The organism is Kitasatospora purpeofusca, from assembly GCF_036010405.1.
Classification (GTDB): Bacteria; Actinomycetota; Actinomycetes; order Streptomycetales; family Streptomycetaceae; genus Kitasatospora; species Kitasatospora purpeofusca.
Genome location: NZ_CP108561.1, coordinates 6,804,209 through 6,820,065 on the forward strand (window position 1 = coordinate 6,804,209; position 15,857 = coordinate 6,820,065).

At 75.4% G+C, this 15,857-nt stretch carries 14 protein-coding genes and 1 pseudogene; 10 read left to right on the forward strand and 5 right to left on the reverse strand.

The window, feature by feature from the left end; translation table 11 throughout:
- The first annotated feature begins 46 nt into the window (after nt 1-46).
- Together hemG and hemQ are read left to right on the forward strand one after the other, a co-directional pair.
- Nucleotides 47-1,483, forward strand: a complete 1,437-nt coding sequence (gene hemG / locus OG715_RS29760) for a protoporphyrinogen oxidase (protein WP_266274202.1) — start codon at nt 47-49, stop codon at nt 1,481-1,483.
- A complete protein-coding gene (gene hemQ, locus OG715_RS29765) occupies nt 1,480-2,205 on the forward strand; it encodes a hydrogen peroxide-dependent heme synthase (RefSeq protein WP_266274201.1) in 726 nt (241 codons plus the stop codon). The genes hemG and hemQ overlap by 4 nt, the downstream gene beginning before the upstream one ends.
- A 72-nt stretch (nt 2,206-2,277) precedes the next feature.
- Here hemQ and OG715_RS29770 read toward each other — a convergent pair whose 3' ends face one another.
- The 3 genes and pseudogenes from OG715_RS29770 to OG715_RS29780 all read right to left on the reverse strand — a co-directional run bounded on the left by OG715_RS29770 (nt 2,278) and on the right by OG715_RS29780 (nt 5,697).
- On the reverse strand, nt 2,278-3,054 hold the full coding sequence (locus tag OG715_RS29770; protein ID WP_266274200.1) for a TIGR04222 domain-containing membrane protein: 777 nt from the start codon (nt 3,052-3,054) through the stop codon (nt 2,278-2,280).
- 99 nt (nt 3,055-3,153) lie between these two features.
- A complete protein-coding gene (locus OG715_RS29775) occupies nt 3,154-4,227 on the reverse strand; it encodes a TIGR04222 domain-containing membrane protein (RefSeq protein WP_266274199.1) in 1,074 nt (357 codons plus the stop codon).
- A gap of 178 nt (nt 4,228-4,405) precedes the next feature.
- A pseudogene (locus OG715_RS29780) lies at nt 4,406-5,697 on the reverse strand (DUF692 domain-containing protein).
- Between the two features lie 407 nt (nt 5,698-6,104).
- On the opposite strand from OG715_RS29780, the gene OG715_RS29785 reads away from it, so the two are divergent.
- The 8 genes from OG715_RS29785 to OG715_RS29820 all read left to right on the forward strand — a co-directional run bounded on the left by OG715_RS29785 (nt 6,105) and on the right by OG715_RS29820 (nt 13,885).
- Nucleotides 6,105-7,025, forward strand: a complete 921-nt coding sequence (locus OG715_RS29785; protein WP_266274198.1) for a GNAT family N-acetyltransferase — start codon at nt 6,105-6,107, stop codon at nt 7,023-7,025.
- Between the two features lie 199 nt (nt 7,026-7,224).
- Nucleotides 7,225-7,971 (forward strand): hypothetical protein, encoded by a 747-nt coding sequence (locus OG715_RS29790; RefSeq protein WP_266274197.1) that lies wholly within the window; start codon nt 7,225-7,227, stop codon nt 7,969-7,971.
- Nucleotides 7,972-8,147: 176 nt separating this feature from the next.
- Complete coding sequence (locus tag OG715_RS29795) at nt 8,148-9,170, forward strand: MBL fold metallo-hydrolase (RefSeq protein WP_266274196.1); 1,023 nt, start codon at nt 8,148-8,150, stop codon at nt 9,168-9,170.
- Between the two features lie 136 nt (nt 9,171-9,306).
- Complete coding sequence (locus OG715_RS29800; protein ID WP_266274195.1) at nt 9,307-11,187, forward strand: ATP-binding protein; 1,881 nt, start codon at nt 9,307-9,309, stop codon at nt 11,185-11,187.
- Between the two features lie 98 nt (nt 11,188-11,285).
- Nucleotides 11,286-11,678 (forward strand): roadblock/LC7 domain-containing protein, encoded by a 393-nt coding sequence (locus OG715_RS29805; RefSeq protein WP_266274681.1) that lies wholly within the window; start codon nt 11,286-11,288, stop codon nt 11,676-11,678.
- Nucleotides 11,675-12,037, forward strand: a complete 363-nt coding sequence (locus OG715_RS29810; protein ID WP_266274194.1) for a DUF742 domain-containing protein — start codon at nt 11,675-11,677, stop codon at nt 12,035-12,037. The genes OG715_RS29805 and OG715_RS29810 overlap by 4 nt, the downstream gene beginning before the upstream one ends.
- The gene (locus OG715_RS29815) at nt 12,015-12,650 is read left to right on the forward strand and encodes a GTP-binding protein (RefSeq protein ID WP_380509498.1); all 636 of its coding nucleotides are present in this window, start codon (nt 12,015-12,017) and stop codon (nt 12,648-12,650) included. The genes OG715_RS29810 and OG715_RS29815 overlap by 23 nt, the downstream gene beginning before the upstream one ends.
- The gene (locus OG715_RS29820) at nt 12,647-13,885 is read left to right on the forward strand and encodes a cytochrome P450 (RefSeq protein WP_266274192.1); all 1,239 of its coding nucleotides are present in this window, start codon (nt 12,647-12,649) and stop codon (nt 13,883-13,885) included. Before OG715_RS29815 ends, OG715_RS29820 begins: the two co-directional genes overlap by 4 nt.
- Nucleotides 13,886-13,966: 81 nt before the next feature.
- On the opposite strand, the gene msrB is transcribed toward OG715_RS29820, so the two are convergent.
- The gene (gene msrB, locus OG715_RS29825) at nt 13,967-14,371 is read right to left on the reverse strand and encodes a peptide-methionine (R)-S-oxide reductase MsrB (RefSeq protein WP_266274191.1); all 405 of its coding nucleotides are present in this window, start codon (nt 14,369-14,371) and stop codon (nt 13,967-13,969) included.
- Between the two features lie 21 nt (nt 14,372-14,392).
- Entirely contained in the window at nt 14,393-15,775 is a 1,383-nt protein-coding gene (gene murC, locus OG715_RS29830) for a UDP-N-acetylmuramate--L-alanine ligase (protein ID WP_266274679.1), read from the reverse strand.
- Between the last annotated feature and the right edge of the window lie 82 nt (nt 15,776-15,857).

Below are 15,857 nucleotides of genomic sequence, written 5' to 3' on the forward strand. Positions count from 1 at the left end.
CGGGCGGATTGAGGCATAGGTGTAAAGACCTGCGAGACTGCGGGACATGGCGCAAGCACATGTCGTGGTGATCGGCGGCGGGATCGCGGGGCTGACCGCGGCCGCCGTGGTCGGTGGAGGTGCGGGGGAGCCGGCGCGGGCGCGGGTGACGCTGCTGGAGGCGTCGGAGCGGCTGGGCGGGAAGCTGCGGGGCGGTGAGGTCGGCGGGGTCCGGGTGGACCTCGGGGCGGAGTCGATGCTCGCCCGGCGGCCGGAGGCGGTCGAGCTGGCGCGGGCCGTCGGGCTCGCGGAGCTGCTGGAGCCGCCGACCACCGCCAAGGCCGCGATCTGGACCAGGGGCGCGCTGCGGCCGCTGCCCGGCGGACAGGTGATGGGCGTCCCCGGGGACCTCGCCGCGCTGGCGGACTCCGGTGTGCTGAGCCCCGAGGGGCTGGAGCGGGCCCGCAACGAGGTGGTGGGGGAAGCGGTCGCGGACGATGTCGCGATCGGCCGCTACGTCGCCGACCGGCTCGGCCGCGAGGTCGTGGACCGGCTGGTGGAACCGCTGCTCGGCGGCGTCTACGCCGGGCACAGCGACGAGATCTCGCTGCGCGCCGCGGTGCCCGCGCTGCTGCCGGTCGCCCGCGGCGGCGGATCGCTGGTCGAGGGCGTGCACGAGTTGGCCACCCGCCCGACGACCGTCGGCACCCCCGTGTTCCAGGGTCTGCGCGGCGGTCTCGGCACCCTGCCGGAGGCGGTCGCCGCGGCCTGCGCCGCGGCCGGCGTCGAGCTGCGCACCCGGACCGGGGTGACGGAGCTGCGCCGCACCCCCGACGGCTGGCGGGTGACCACCGGCGACGGTGAGGTGCTCGCCGCGGACGCCGTCGTGCTGGCCGTGCCCGCGCCGGCCGCCGCCCGGCTGCTGCGCGCCGACGTGCCCGCCGCGGCCGCCGAACTGGACACCGTGGAGTACGCCGGGATGGCGCTGGTCACCCTGGCCTTCCGCCGCGCCGACCTGGCCCGCACACCGGTCGGCAGCGGCTTCCTCGTCCCGCCCGTGGACGGCCGCCGGATCAAGGCGTCCACCTTCTCCTCCAACAAGTGGGGCTGGCTGGAGCGGTCCGCGCCGGACGCCTTCGTGCTGCGTACCTCGCTGGGGCGGCTGCGCGAGGAGGAGCCGTTGGAGCTGGCGGACGAGGAACTGGTCGCCCGCTCGCTGGCCGACCTGGGCGAGGCGATCGGTCTGACCGCCCGTCCGTACGACACCGCCGTCACCCGGTGGCGGGCCGGACTGCCGCAGTACCCGGTCGGCCACCTGGACCGGGTGGCCCGGATCCGGGCGGCGGCGGGCCGGGCGGGAGCACTGGCCCTGTGCGGGGCCGCGTACGACGGCGTGGGCATCCCGGCGTGCGTCGCGAGCGCCCGGGCGGCCGTCGCCGCGCTCGACCGAGTACTGACCCCGCTGGCCGGGGCGAACGTCACCGAGAGGACAATGGGCGCATGACTGAGACCGCTGAGCAGCAGACCGCCGAGCAGCCCGCCAAGTTGAAGGCGCGGGACCTGAACCAGGTCATCCGCTACACCATGTGGTCGGTGTTCAAGCTCAAGGGCGCGCTGCCCGAGGACCGCACCGGCCTGGTCGCCGAGGTCGAGGAGCTGTTCGCCCAGCTGGACGCCAAGGACGTCACGGTGCGCGGCACCTACGACGTGTCCGGTCTGCGCGCGGACGCCGACATCCTGGTGTGGTGGCACGCCGCCGACTCGGACGACCTCCAGGAGGCGTACAACCGCTTCCGCCGCACCGGCCTGGGCCGGCAGCTGGAGCCGGTCTGGTCGAACATGGCGCTGCACCGCCCGGCGGAGTTCAACAAGTCGCACATCCCGGCGTTCCTCGCCGACGAGCGCCCGCGCGACTACGTCTGCGTGTACCCGTTCGTGCGCTCCTACGAGTGGTACCTGCTGCCGGACGCCGAGCGGCGCGCGATGCTCGCCGAGCACGGCCAGATGGCGCGCGGCTACCCCGACGTGCGGGCCAACACGGTCGCCTCGTTCGCGCTGGGGGACTACGAGTGGCTGCTCGCCTTCGAGGCGGACGAGCTGCACCGGATCGTGGACCTGATGCGCGACCTGCGCCCGTCCCGGGCCCGGCTGCACGTCCGCGAGGAGGTGCCGTTCTTCACCGGCCGCCGCAAGCCGGTCGCCGAGCTGCTCAACGGCCTGGTCTGAGCACACCCGCGTTCCGACACGCCGAAGGGCCCGTCCGCCGGAGACTTCCGTGCGGACGGGCCCTTCGGCGTGTCAGTGGCGGCGCAGGGCGGCGCGCAGCCGGGCGTCCTGGAGGGCGGCGGGGCCGTTCATCGCGACGGCGGTGAGCAGTTCGCGCTCCTCGTCGTCGGTGAGGCCGTGCTGACGCGCCGGGCGGACCTCGCGGAGCACCTCCTGGCCGATCGGCGAGGCCCAGCGGGTGTACGGGTAGACGTCGACCCGGGCCATCAGCAGGGTGCCCGAGGTGAGCACCAGCGGCAGCGAGAACCAGGCCAGCGGGGTCAGCGCGTCACCGTCGACCAGGCCGCCGACGACCAGCGCCGCGGCCAGCAGGACCACGGAGAGCAGCAGCGCCTGCCGGACCTGCCGGACCACCAGCACGGTGTGCCGCCGCACGGTCGCCGGGGTGGCCAGCCCGGCGAGCGAGAGCCGGCTGCCGATCTCCAGCACGGTGGGGTGCGCGCCCATCGCCGCCCGCAGGTCGTCGGTGCGGCACTGGCCCTCGGGGCCGACGGTGGCGATCACCGCGCGCTCCAGCCGGCTGCGGCCGCGCGGGTCGACGACCGTGGTCCAGCCGGTGTGGGCGAGGTGCAGCCGCCCCCGGGAGGCCATCAGGACGAGCGCGAGCTCGACCACCCGGTCCGGTCCGCCGGCGAGGTAGGCCGTCTCGTAGAGCCCGATCCCGACGGCCTCGGACGGCCGGGGGCCCTCCTGACCGGACAGCGCGTCGGCGGTGGCGGTCGTCCGGACGAGCCGGATGCAGGAGAGCACCGCGGCGACACAGGCCGGGAGGAGGAAGAGCAACCACATGGGGTTGTTGTAGTCCCGGCCGCGCCGCGCGCGGAACGTCTTCCCGGACCGCGATACCGAACTGTGACGTCCGGTGGGCCGTCGGCTCCCGGGCGGGACTCAGGATCCGCAGCCCCCGCCGCCGCCGCAGCTGGAGCCGCCGCCGCAGCTGGAGCCCGAGGAGGAACCGCAGGAGGAGCCCGAGGAGCAGCTGGAGCCGGAGGAGCTGCCGCAGCCCGAACCCGAGGAACCGCAGGAGCCGGAGGAGCCGGAGGAGTCCGAGGAGGAGCCGCACCAGGCGGCCGGGCCGGTGGCGCAGGAGGAGCCGGAGGAGCCGGAGGAGCCGGAGGACGAGGGGCCGGTGCCGGCGGAGGCGGCGAAGGCCCGGGCCGACTGGTCGGTGGCCGCCGCGGCGAGCATCGCCTCGTGCAGTTCCGCGTCGCCGAGGCCGTCGGCGCCGATCAGGGCCAGGCCGCCCATCGCGACGGCGCCGAACAGGACGGCGTCGGCGCCGCTCACGAACGCGCCGTGGTGCGGCTGCCAGGGCTTGCCGGTGTCCATCAGCCCGAGCTGGCGGCGCCCGGCCGGGGTGACCCGGCCCTTGGGCGGACGGGTGGCCAGCAGCGAGACCAGGCCGAGGACGAGCAGCAGCAGCGGGATCCAGAGCGAGGGGCCGTCGCTGCCGGGCTCGTCGGAGACCAGCAGCGGGGCGGCGGCGGCGAAGGCCAGGGTGACCGCCAGGGCGAGCCAGATGCTCCGGTTCGCGGTCCGGGCCCGGCGCAGCCGCTCCGGGTTGCGCAGCAGGCCGCGGGCGGCCAGGGCGTCGCCGACGGCCTGGACGGCGGGCGCGCGCATCACCGCGACGCGCAGCGAGTCGAGGTCCCGGCTGCGGGACGGGCCGATCGCGTCGACGATCGCACCGTCGACCTCGTCGACGGGCTCGCTCGCGGTCAGCGTGACCAGCCGGGAGCGGCTGACCACGACGTGGCCGCGCCGGTGCATCCGGACCAGGGCGGTGTCGAAGACCCGGCCCGGGCCCCCGGACAGGAAGGCGGCCTCCAGCAGGGCGATGCCGCGGCCGGGCAGGCCCTTGGGGTCGCTGACGCGCTGCGCGGCCTGCTTGGCCTGCCAGGCGTAGAGGACGGTGGCGGCCAGCAGGACGCCGGGCACGAGGTAGAAGGCGTTGTGCCACATGAGTGGTTCCCCCGGGTGGTGAGACATGGTTCGGGCGCGCGTGGCGCCGTCGTGGGGCGGTGGTGGGGCGGTGTCCGGGTGGTGCCGAGTGCGGTCCGGACGGACGCGCGGCCCGGGTGGGCGGTGGCGTCGGGGCGGACTCGGCACGGGTGCCCCGGGAGCGGCGCCGGTGCGGGGCTCAGGCCTCCCGGCCGGGCCGCAGGGCGCGGTGCAGGCGGGCGAGCGGGCCGGGCCGCCGTTCGGAGCGGTCCTCGGACGCCGGGCGGAGCCAGCGTTCCAGGTCCCGCCGCTGGTCCTCGGACGGTTCGGGGCGCCCGGTGAGCGCCCATTCGGCGAAGGCCCGGGCGTCGGCGCGGTAGCCGCCGGTCTGCGGATTGCCGCGGGCGTAGGCGAGGAACAGCGGCCCGTACTGCGCGCCGAGCAGGTGGGGCAGCTCCGGGGCCACCTTGGCGGCGGTGTCGCGCCGCTTGGCGGCCAGGCCGGTCGCCTGGGCGCGCACCTGGGCCGGGTCGAAGCCGGGCGGCACCGGGCCGCCGGCCACCAGGGCGGTGAGCAGTTCGGTCTGCCGGGCCGCCAGCCGGGCCCGCGCGGCGTCGGTGGCGGAAGCGGTGTCGGTGGCGGTGGCGGACACGGTGTCGGTGTCGGAGGCGTTGGCGGACATGGTGCCGGAGACGGCGGCCGCGTCCGGGCCGGGGGCGGCGGTCACCGGCCGCGCTCCAGCACCCGCCGGACGGCGTCGAGTTCGGCCGCCAGCTCGGCCGGCGGCGGGAACGCGGCGTCGCGCTCCAGCAGCACCCCGGGCGGAGCGACCCGGGCGCACAGCTCGGCCAGCACCTCCAGCACCGGTTCGGTGACCGGATGGGCGTGGGTGTCGTGCCAGACCCCGTCGATCATGGTGCCGCCCGCGACGTGCACGTAGGCGAGCGCCTCCAGCGGCAGCCGGTCCAGTTCGGCGGCCGGGTCGATGCCGAGGTTGACCCGGTTGGTGTGCAGATTGGCGACGTCGATCAGCAGCCGGACCCCGGTCCGCTCGACCAGCTCGGCCAGGAACTGCCCCTCGGTCAGTTCGTCGTCCGGCCAGGCCAGCTGGGCGGCGATGTTCTCCAGGGCCAGCGGCACCGGCAGCTGGTCCTGGGCGATCCGCACGTTCTCGGCGACCACCCGCAGGGCGTCGCGCGAGCGCGGCACCGGCAGCAGGTGACCGGCCTCCAGGCCGCCGGCCCGGACGAACGCCAGGTGCTCGGTGACCACCGGGGAGCCGAGCAGTGCGGCTGTCCCGGCGAGCCTGGCCAGCCGGGCCGGGTCGGGCCGGTCGGCGCCGCCGAGGCCGAGCCCGACACCGTGCGGGACCACGGTGAGGCCCCGGTCGAGCAGGATCTGCAGAGAGGTGGGGAGGTGGCCGTCGCAGATGTTCTCGGCGACGACCTCGACCCAGTCCAGGCCGGGCTGCCGCTCGACCACGGTGTCGATCTCGCTGCGCCAGCCGAGGCCGACGCCGAGCCGGCGCGCGGTGCCGGTGCCGAAGCCTGTGGTGCCGGCGGTGGTCGTGGTGCCGGTGGTGCCCGTCGTCGTTGCGGGCGGCTGCGGAGCGGTCCGCAGGGCGGGGGAGGTCATCGGTGCGCCCCCTTCGGAGGGCTGGGTGGAAAGCCGTCGGTCGGCGCGGGCCTCGTCGCCAGGGCCGCCGGGCTGTAGTGCTGAGCATGTCCCCGGACCGAGCGGCTGCCAAGCCTCGGCCGGTCATCTCAGAGCATTACTTGAGCTTGGCGTTGAGTCAATCCGCGACCTCGGCCCGAATTTCCCGCATCACCGCTGGTGGGGACGGTTCCGGTGGAAAACGGGTTCGCAGGCGGACCGACGGTGGCTACTGTGACGCAGCTATGACACCGCTGACGATTCGTGCCTTCCGCCCCGAGGACGCCGAGGCCGTGGCGGCCGCCCACCGGGCCGGGCGTGAACACCTGGTCGAGGCGCCCGAGATGTTCGTCTGGCTGAACGCCCAGCGGACCAAGGGCCATGACCGCACCTTCGTCGCGGAGCTGGACGGCCGGGTGGTCGGCTCGGTCCGCTGCGGGGTCGTGACCGGGACCAGTACGACCGGCGTCGGCCACGCCAACGGCAGCGTCCTGCCCGAGTACCGGCGGCGCGGCGCCTTCAGCGCCCTGCTGGCCGCCGCCGAGCGGCACCTGGCCGGGCACGGCGTGGTCGAACTGCACAGCTGGGTGGACGAGGAGCCCGGTCCGCGCGCCTTCGCCGCGGCCCGGGGATTCGCCGAGGGGAGGATCGCCCACTTCGGCGCCCGGGACCTCGCCCGCCCGCTGCCGGAGGCCCCGCCGCTGCCGACCGGAGTCGAGCTGCGCCCGGCGCGCTACTGGGCGGCCGACCCGCACCCGGTGTTCCTGGTCGAGGCGGACGCGATCCGGGACGAGCCGGGCGAGGTCGTGATGGACGCCGCCGACTACGACGAGTGGCTGGCGGGCGAGTGGCACCGCCCGGCCTTCGACGCCGGTCTGAGCGTCGTGGCCGCGGTCGACGGCCGGCCGGCCGCGTTCACCGCCGTGCACACGGACGGCGCGGACCGGTACTGGTCGGCGTTCACCGCCTGCCGACGGGACTTCCGGGGCCGGGGGCTGGCCAAGCTCGTCAAACTGGAGTCGTTGCGCCTGGCCCGGGAGGCAGGGCTGCGGCACGCGTACACCTCGAACGACGCGACCAACGCGCCGATGCTGGCGATCAACGCCTGGCTGGGTTACGAACGCTGCGCCAGCGAGCGGAAGTTCATCAAGCGCCTGGACGGCTGACGGGCCCCGGCCCGGCCGGGGATGACGGAGCGTGACGCCCACCGGTCCGGCGGACGGCCGGAGGACTGGGCCGGACGGGTGAATCGGGTGCGCGGAGGGGCGTGGAAGCGGGGTGTCGGCCCGGCTCGGGAGTTCCCGGGGTTCTACGGGGCATCACATCGGCGCAGACAGTTCGTGCCCGAGTCATCGCGGGGGTGTCGTGGAGATCGTGCTCCAGATCCTGATCGGGTTCGTTCCGGCGGTGATCGGCTTTCTCGCGGCGCGGTCGCTCGCCCGGACCCGCCTCTTCCTGCGCTACGGCTTCCTGCGCGCGCTGCTCGGCCCGTACGGCCGCGTGCAGATAGTCACCCCGAGTATCGAGGTGGGCGAGTTCGCCTACGCCAAGGACGGCTGCCGGCTCACCAGTCGGGGCCCCCGGAACGTGCTGTTCATGCCGATGGCCGAGGCGCGGGCCATCGCCGAACTCACCGACCTGCTGCGGAAGATCAACCGCAAGGCCACCATCGAACTGGTCACCGCGGGCGCGCAGGACCCGCGGATGCCGACCTTCTCGGTCGGCGGGCCGAGCGTGAACGCCTACTCGGCGGGCGTCCTGGCCACCGCCTTCCCGGACTTCCGGCTGGAGCACCCGCAGGCGGCCCGGGCCCGCTGGGGCGGGATGGCCTTCGAGGCGCAGTACAACGCGGCCGACGAACTCGTCCGCGACCACGGCTTCGTGTTCGTCACCCGGACGTCCCGGCAGGCGCCCTGCGTGGTGCTGTGCGGGGTCTTCGCCTTCGGTTCGGCGATGGCGGTGGAGGCGCTCGCGGCGGCCGGGCGGCAGTCCCCGCTGGCCGGGCTGTTCCGCTCGGGGGAGAAGGGGTTCGTCGCCGTCGAGGGCCGGGTGATCGGCCTGGACACGGTGGACGTGACGGTGGAGGTCTGCCGCGTCCTGCCGTCCGGCTGACCGAGCGTCTGTCGACCGGGCGCCCGCTGACCGGATGCCCGCTGACCGGATCCTGGAACGGCGGCGGGCGGCGAACCGGGAGGAATGGGGCGGGACGGGAGAGTCCGGGGCGGGGAATGGCCGAAAACGCCAGGGTTTCGCTCCACCGCTGTCACATCATCGGCATAATCGCGGCCATGACGATCAACCGTGCGAACGTGAGCGCGATTGCCGAGGACCTGTACGTCTGGCTCCCGCCGAAGCGGGGCTGGGGCCTGGCCAACTGCGGACTGCTCGCCGGGCAACGCACCGCGTTGTGGATCGACACCCCCTACGATCCCTCGCTGGCCGCCGAGTTCCTCACCGAGAGCCGCAAGCGGCTGGCCGACGGCGTCGACGTCGACCGGATCGTCGTCACCCACGCCAACGGCGACCACCTCTGGGGCGCGGGCGTGCTGCCGGACGCCGAGGTGATCGCCACCCGCGAGGCGCTGGAGCACATCCACTGGGAGCCGACGCCCCAGCAGACCCACGAGCTGGTCACCGGGAGCGACCCGGACTCGCCGCTCGGCGACTACCTCCGGCGCCACTTCGGGCAGTTCGACTGGTCCGGGACCGAGCCCGTCCACCCGGACACCGTCTTCCAGGGCGAACTGGAACTGCGGGTGGGGGAGTACCCGGTGCAGATCACCGGCCTTCCCGCCGCCCACACCGGCGGCGACCTCATCGTCCACCTCCCGCACCAGCGCGCGGTGTTCACCGGTGACGTCATCTTCGGCTCGACCGCCGCCCAGCCCGGCGACCACCCCTCGCACTGGGCCGGTCCGCTGGAGAACATCATCGCCGCCTGCGAGCGGATCCTCGCCACCGGCGCCCGGATCATCGTCCCGGGCCACGGGCCGGTGCTCGACCGCCCGGGCGTCCACGAGCACATCGCCTACCTCGGCCACGTCCGCGAGCGCACCCACACCCTGCACGCCGCCGGGCTCACCGCGCTGGACGCGGCCCGCCGGATCATCGCCGAGCAGCGGTACCCCGAACTCGGCCTGCCCGAGCGGCTGGTGCTCACCGTCGCGGCCGAGTACCGGCACCTGGACGGCAGCGAGGTGCCGAACATCCTGGCGGCGATGAACCAGGTGGCGCTGGTGGCCCGTGAGATCGACGAGGACACTCGCGGCCGGACGCCCCGCCCGCGCGCGGACGGCCGCGCCACGGCCTGAGCCCTCGGCCCTGGCACCCGCTGCACCGCACCCGCTCCACGACACCCGTTCCACCGCACCGCACCCGTTCCACGGCACCCGCCCGCTGCCCCCCGACCGAGCCCGCTCTTCGTACAAGGAAACTCCGAGGACGTCGATGACGCAGTTCCTGGTACCGGCCCTGGCGCTGATCGCGCTCGCCGCGCTCGTGGCCGCCGCGCTCCTGGCGCGCGGCCGCTCGCGCGCGGCGGCCCGGGCCGAGGCCGCCGAGGCCGCCTCGGGCCTGGCCGCCGAACGCGCCCGCGCCGCCGAGGGGCAGACCGCCCGGGCCGAGCAGCAGGCCCGCGAGGCCGGGGCCGAGGCACGGCAGGCGGCCGTGGAGGCCAGCGCCGCCGCCGACCGCGCTCTGGCCGCCGAGGACCGCGCCCACCGGGCGGAGAACCGGGCCGCCGAGGCCGGACAGCGCACGGCCGAGGCCGACCACCGGGCGGCCGCCGCCGACCTGCGGGCCGACACCGCCGAGCAGCGCGCCGCGGCGGCCGAGGCCGGCGTCGCCGCCCTGCTGGCCGAGATCGGCCACCTCGCCACCGAGCGGGTGGCCGCCGCCGCCCTGCGGCTGAGCCACCCCAACGCGCCGATCGCCGGACCGCTCGACGCCGCCGCCGTCGGCCCGGCCGCCGTGCAGGCCCTGCAGGCCGTCCTGGACGCGGCCTCCGCCGCCGTCACCGACGAGCGGGAGCGCGTCGACGCCGCCGCCCGCTCCGCGATGCGCGGCGCCACCTCCAAGATCCAGACGCTGCTCTACCAGATCCAGAGCCTGGTCCAGCAGCTCCAGGACGACAACGACGACCCCCGGCTGCTGGAGGTCGACTTCCGCAACGAGGTCGCGCTGCGCCGGATCCAGACCGTCGCCGTGCTCTGCGAGGCCTGGCCGGGTCTGGCCCGCACCGACTCGCCGCTCGCCGAGGTGGTGGTCGGCGCACTCTCCCGGGTGCCCGGCTACGCCCGCATCAAGGTGGCCAACCACCTGCGCGAGGGCCGGCTGGCCGTGGTGGCCCGGGCCGCCGAGCCGGTGGCCATCGCCGTCGCCGAACTGCTCGCCAACGCCACCGCCTACTCGCACCCCGAGACGGACGTGCCGGTCACCCTCCAGCAGGGCGGCCGGGGCGCGCTGGTGATCGTCGACGACAGCGGCATCGGGATGGAGGAGGACCAGCTCCGCCGGGCCCGCCGACTGCTGGCCGGCCCGTCCGACGTGCTGCTCACCGAACTGGGCAACCCGCCCCGGACCGGGTTCGCGGTGGTCGGCAAGCTGGCCCGGCAGTACGGTTTCTCCTGCCATGTCGAGCCCTCCCCGTACGGGGGGATGCGCGCCCTGGTCCGGATTCCGGCCGGGCTGCTGACGGTGGTGGACGAGCAGCAGCCGCTGTCGGTGCTCACCCCGCTGCCGCTGCGGGCCGGTTCCGGTCCGGCCGGTCCGGCTCCCGCTCCGGGCGGACGCGCCCGCGAGGGTGTCCCGGCGATTCATGTCGTCCCGCCGGTGCCGGACCTGCCGGACCCGTCCGACGGAGCGCCGGTGCACGCCGTCCCGCCGGTGCGGGCGGTGCCGGACGAGCCCGCCGCGCCGGACGACGGCACCGGACTGCCCAGCCGCCGCCGGCGTCGGCCGGTGCCCGCGCAGCCCTCGCCCGCCGACGGTGCCGCGGCACCCGCGCCCGGCGCCGTCCGCCCGGTGCGGACGCCCGAGCAGGCGGCAGCCCGCTGGCAGGCGCTCCAGCACGGCACCGGCTCCGGCCGCGCCGCCGTCGCGGAGGCGGAGGCCGTCACGGCCGAGGCCGCCGACACCGAGGCCGCGGGCACCGAGTTCGTCACCGCGGAAGCCGCCGAGGCCGACACCCCCCAGAACCCCCACTCCCCGTCCCCCGAGGCGACCGGCCCCGCCGTCGCCGACCGGGCGGCCACGCCCCGCCCCGACGCCGCCCACACCGGCGCCGGTCCTGCGGCGGCGTCCGGCCGCCGGAGCACCCAGACCTCCTGAGGAGCCGCGCCGTGAGCAGCACGTCCAGCCCCAGCACCGCCACCGCCACCCCCGCCGGCGCGCCCACCGGCGGCGCCCCGGCCGTCGCCGCCGAAGGGATCGGGTGGGTGCTGAGCCCGCTCCTGGAGCTGCCGGGCGTCGTCCACGCGGTGATCGCCACCGGTGACGGCCTGGTCGAGGCCGCCTCGGCCGGCCTCGGCCGCGCCTCCGCCGAGCGGGTCGCCGCGATGACCGCCACCGTCCACGCGGCCGCCCGCGCGTTCACCACCGCCTTCACCGACACCGAGCAGCCCCGGCTGGCGCAGACCGTGGTCGAGTCCGAGCTCGGCTTCGCCGTCGTCGTCCCGGCCGGGGAGAACACCTCGCTCGCGGTGTTCGCCACGCCCGAGGCCCAACTCGGCAACGTCGCCTACCAGATGCAGGTCCAGGTGGCCGCCCTCGGCCGCGCCCTGGCCAGCCCGGCCAGGCGGCAGGACGCCCCGCGGTCATGACCGCCGTCCCCCGCAGGCGGATGGTGCCCGCCTACCTGGCCACCGGCGGCCGGGCCCGCGCCGGCGCCGACGGATTCGAACGGCTCACCGTGCTGTTCGCGACCGCTGCCGAGCAGCCGGAGGCGCTCACCGAGCTGGAGGCCGAGCACCGGCGGCTCTGGGAACTGCTGCGGCCCGGCGCGCTCACCGTCGTCGAGGCCGCAGCGCACCTGCGGCTCCCGGTCAGCGCGACCGTCTTCCTCGCGGCCGACCTGGTCGAGGCGGGCTGCCTGCACGCCCGCGCGCCGATCCCCCGCGCCCAGCAGACCGACCGCTCCCTCGTCGAGAGGCTCCTCGTTGGACTCCGCACTCTCCGGTAGGCCGCCCGGTCCGGGGCGCCCGGACCGGGTGGGTTACCTGCCCGACCCCGAACAGACGCTGATGAAGCTCGTGGTCGCCGGCCCCTTCGGCGTCGGCAAGACGACCTTCATCCGCACCCTCTCGGAGATCCCCACCCTGCACACCGAGGAGGCGATGACCGAGACCGGCGCCCCCGTCGACGACCTGGCCGGCCTCCCCGGCAAGACGACCACCACGGTCGCGGTCGACTTCGGCCGGCTCACCCTGCCCGGCGAGGTGGTGCTGTACATGTTCGGCACCCCCGGCCAGCGGCGGTTCTTCCCGCTCTGGCAGGACATCGCGCGCGGCGCCCTCGGCGCCCTGGTCCTGGCGGACACCCGCCGGCTCGCCGACTCCTTCGAGATCATGGACATGGTCGAGGAGCAGGGCCTGCCGTACGCGGTCGCCGTCAACCGCTTCCCCGAATCGCCGCCGCACCCGCCCGAGGTGCTCCGCGCCCACCTCGACCTGCACCCCGCCACCCCGCTGGTGCTCTGCGACGCCCGCGAGCGCCGCTCCAGCCTGGACGCCCTGATCGCCCTCACCGAACACGTCCTGCGCGGCCTGCCGCCCTCCGTCCCGGAGCAGTCATGACCACCCCCACCGCCCAGCCCCCCGTCGCGCAGCCCCCGACCGACCGGCCCCCGACCGCCCTGCACGGCCCGGCCTTCGCCGCCGACCCGCAGACCGTCTACGAGCGGCTGCGCCGGCAGGGCCCGGTCGCGCCGGTGGAGATCGCGCCCGGCGTCGAAGCCCTGCTGGTCACCGACTACCAGGCCGCGCTGGACCTGCTGCGCGACACCGACACCTACTCCAAGGACTCCCGGGCCTGGCAGCAGACCGTCCCCCCGGACTCCCCGCTGCTGCCGGTGCTCGGCTACCGGCCGACCGCGCTGTTCAGCGACGGGGAGACGCACGCCCGCTACCGGCAGGTGATCACCGACGGCCTCGCGCTGCTGGAACCGCACCTGCTGCAGCGCCGCGTCGCCGAGGTCGCCCACCGGCTGATCGGCACCTTCGGGGCCACCGGCTCCGCCGACCTCATCGCCGACTACGCCCGCCGGCTGCCCGTCCACGTGGTCACCACCTGGTTCGGCGTGCCCGACGAGCACCGGGAGCGACTGGTGGCCGGCATCGTCGGCATGATCGAGTCCACCCGGCAGGCGGTGACCGCCTACGCGGACCTCGTCGCCGTGGTCACCGCGATGGTCGCCGAGCGCCGCGAACGCCCCCGGCACGACCTGACCTCGTGGTTCCTCACCCACCCGGCGGGGCTCGACAACGACGAGGTGGTCCGGCAGATCACCCTGACCATGATCGCCGGGAACGAGCCGACCACCAATCTCATCGGCAACGCCCTGCGCCGGCTGCTCACCGACGCCCGCTACGCCGGCTCGCTGTTCGGCGGCGCGATGACCGCGCACCAGGCGATCGACGAGGTGCTCTGGCACGAGCCGCCGCTGGCCAACCTCTCCGCCCACTACCCGCGCTGCGACACCGTCCTGCACGGCCGGGCGATCCCGGCCGGCTCGCTCGTCCTGGTCTCCTACGCCGCCGCCAACTCCGAGGCCGCCCCGCCGGCCGACAGCCCCGACACCGCCGGGCTGCGCAGCGGCGAATCGGCGCACCTGGCCTGGGCGGCCGGCCCGCACGCCTGCCCGGCCCGTGACCCGGCGCTGCTGATCGCGATCACCGCCGTCGAGCAGCTGACCAGCCGGATCGGCGACCTCGAACTCGCCGAGCCCGCCGACACCCTGCGCTGGCGTCCCGGCCCCTTCCACCGCGCCCTGGTCCGGCTCCCGGTCCGCTTCACCCCGCTGGCGGGGTAGCGGCGGGCCCGGCAGCAGTGGGTCGGACAGCAGTGGGCCCGGCACCCCGTCGGGGTACCGGGCCCACTCGACCGCTCTCCGTCACTCCGCCGGCTTGAGCGTCAGCGAAACGCTGTTGATGCAGTACCGCTGGTCCGTCGGCGTGCCGTAGCCCTCGCCCTCGAAGACATGGCCCAGGTGGCCGCCGCAGCGGGCGCAGCGGACCTCGACCCGGCGCATGCCGAGCGTGGTGTCCTCGATGTACTGGACGCGGTCGCCGGCGAGCGGCGCGTAGTAGGACGGCCAGCCGCAGTGGCTGTCGAACTTGGTCTCCGAGCTGAACAGCTCGGCCCCGCAGGCCCGGCAGCCGTACACGCCGACGGTCTTGGTGTCGGTGTACTCGCCGGTGAACGGGCGCTCCGTGCCCGCCTCCCGGAGGACGTGGTACTCCTCCGGCGAGAGCTGGTCACGCCACTCGGCGTCGGTCTTCTCGATCTCGTAGCTCATGACGGCTCCAGGTCGGGGGACTCAGACGTTGGTGGAAACGTTCGCGAGGTGCTGCAAGATTTCCGGACCGAGGTTGGTGACGTCCCCGGCACCCATGGTGAGCAGCAGGTCGCCCGGGCGGGCCAGGCCGGCCAGCAGGGCGGGGGCGGCGGCGAAGTCGTGCTCGGCGGTGACCTCGGCACCGGCCCGGCGGGCGGCGTCGAGGATCAGCTCGCTGGTGACACCGGGGATCGGGTCCTCGCGGGCCGGGTAGATGTCCAGCACCACGGAGGCGTCGGCGAGCGCCAGCGCGGCGCCCATCTCCTCGGCGAGCTGCTGGGTGCGGCTGAACAGGTGCGGCTGGAACACCACCAGCACCCGGCCCTCGGTGGCCTCCCGGATCGCCTCCAGGTCGGCGGTCATCTCGGTCGGGTGGTGGGCGTAGGAGTCGATCACCTGGACGCCGCCCGCCTCGCCCTTGAGCTGGAGCCGGCGGCGCACGCCGGTGTAGGCGCCGAGGGCCTTGGCCAGGTCCGCGGCCGGGACGCCCAGCGCGATGCCGGCGGCCAGCGCGGCGACCGCGTTGTGGGCGTAGTGCCGGCCGGGCACCGAGACGGTGAAGCCCAGCTCCTCGCCGTCCAGCAGCACGGTGACCTCGCTGGTCATGCCGTGCGCGACGACCGACAGCACCCGCAGGTCGGCGTCCTCGGAGGCGCCGACGGTGACCACGTTCAGGCCCTCGCGGCCGGCCACCCGGGCGGTCAGCTCGCGGGCGCCGTCGTGGTCGGCGGAGACCACCAGGGTGCCGCCGGGGGTGATCCGGGTGACGAAGGTCTCGAAGGACTCGTGGATCTCGTCGATCGAGGCGTAGTTGGCGTGGTGGTCCAGCTCCACGTTGAGCACGATCGCCACCTCGGGCGCGTACTTGTGGAAGCTGCGGTCGCTCTCGTCGGCCTCGGCTACGAAGATCTCGCCGGTGCCGTGGTGGGCGTTGGAACCGGGGGCGTCGAGGTCGCCGCCGATCGCGTAGGACGGGTCCAGGCCCAGTTCACCGAGGGCGACGGCGAGCATGCTGGTGGTGGTGGTCTTGCCGTGGGTGCCGGCCACCGCCAGCGCCCGGCGGCCGCCCATCAGCGCGGCGAGCGCGTCGGAGCGGTGCACCACCGGGATGCCGCGCTCGCGGGCCGCGACCAGCTCCGGGTTGTCGGCGCGGATGGCGCTGGAGACCACGATGCTGCTCGCGCCGTCCGGCACGTGCTCGGCGGCGTGGCCGATGTGGACGCCGGCGCCGAGGGCGCGCAGCGCGAGAACGGTCTCGGACTCCTTGGAGTCGCTGCCGGAGACGCTGGCCCCGCGCACCGCGAGGATCTTCGCCAGGCCGGACATGCCGGCGCCGCCGATGCCGATGAAGTGCGGGGCGTGCAGGTCGTGCGCGGCGTCGTTCAAGGCGGGGCTCCGTACGGGGCGGGGACGGGGGAGGTGCGGACGACGGTCGTTTCGTCCTCGC

Bases quoted from the DNA above. Each gene is read 5' to 3' on its own strand.
- hemG (WP_266274202.1), top strand. From the start codon at position 47: ATGGCGCAAGCACATGTCGTGGTGATCGGCGGCGGGATCGCGGGGCTG.
- hemQ (WP_266274201.1), top strand. From the start codon at position 1,480: ATGACTGAGACCGCTGAGCAGCAGACCGCCGAGCAGCCCGCCAAGTTG.
- OG715_RS29770 (WP_266274200.1), bottom strand. From the start codon at position 3,054: ATGTGGTTGCTCTTCCTCCTCCCGGCCTGTGTCGCCGCGGTGCTCTCC.
- OG715_RS29775 (WP_266274199.1), bottom strand. From the start codon at position 4,227: ATGTGGCACAACGCCTTCTACCTCGTGCCCGGCGTCCTGCTGGCCGCC.
- OG715_RS29785 (WP_266274198.1), top strand. From the start codon at position 6,105: ATGACACCGCTGACGATTCGTGCCTTCCGCCCCGAGGACGCCGAGGCC.
- OG715_RS29795 (WP_266274196.1), top strand. From the start codon at position 8,148: ATGACGATCAACCGTGCGAACGTGAGCGCGATTGCCGAGGACCTGTAC.
- OG715_RS29800 (WP_266274195.1), top strand. From the start codon at position 9,307: ATGACGCAGTTCCTGGTACCGGCCCTGGCGCTGATCGCGCTCGCCGCG.
- OG715_RS29810 (WP_266274194.1), top strand. From the start codon at position 11,675: ATGACCGCCGTCCCCCGCAGGCGGATGGTGCCCGCCTACCTGGCCACC.
- OG715_RS29820 (WP_266274192.1), top strand. From the start codon at position 12,647: ATGACCACCCCCACCGCCCAGCCCCCCGTCGCGCAGCCCCCGACCGAC.
- msrB (WP_266274191.1), bottom strand. From the start codon at position 14,371: ATGAGCTACGAGATCGAGAAGACCGACGCCGAGTGGCGTGACCAGCTC.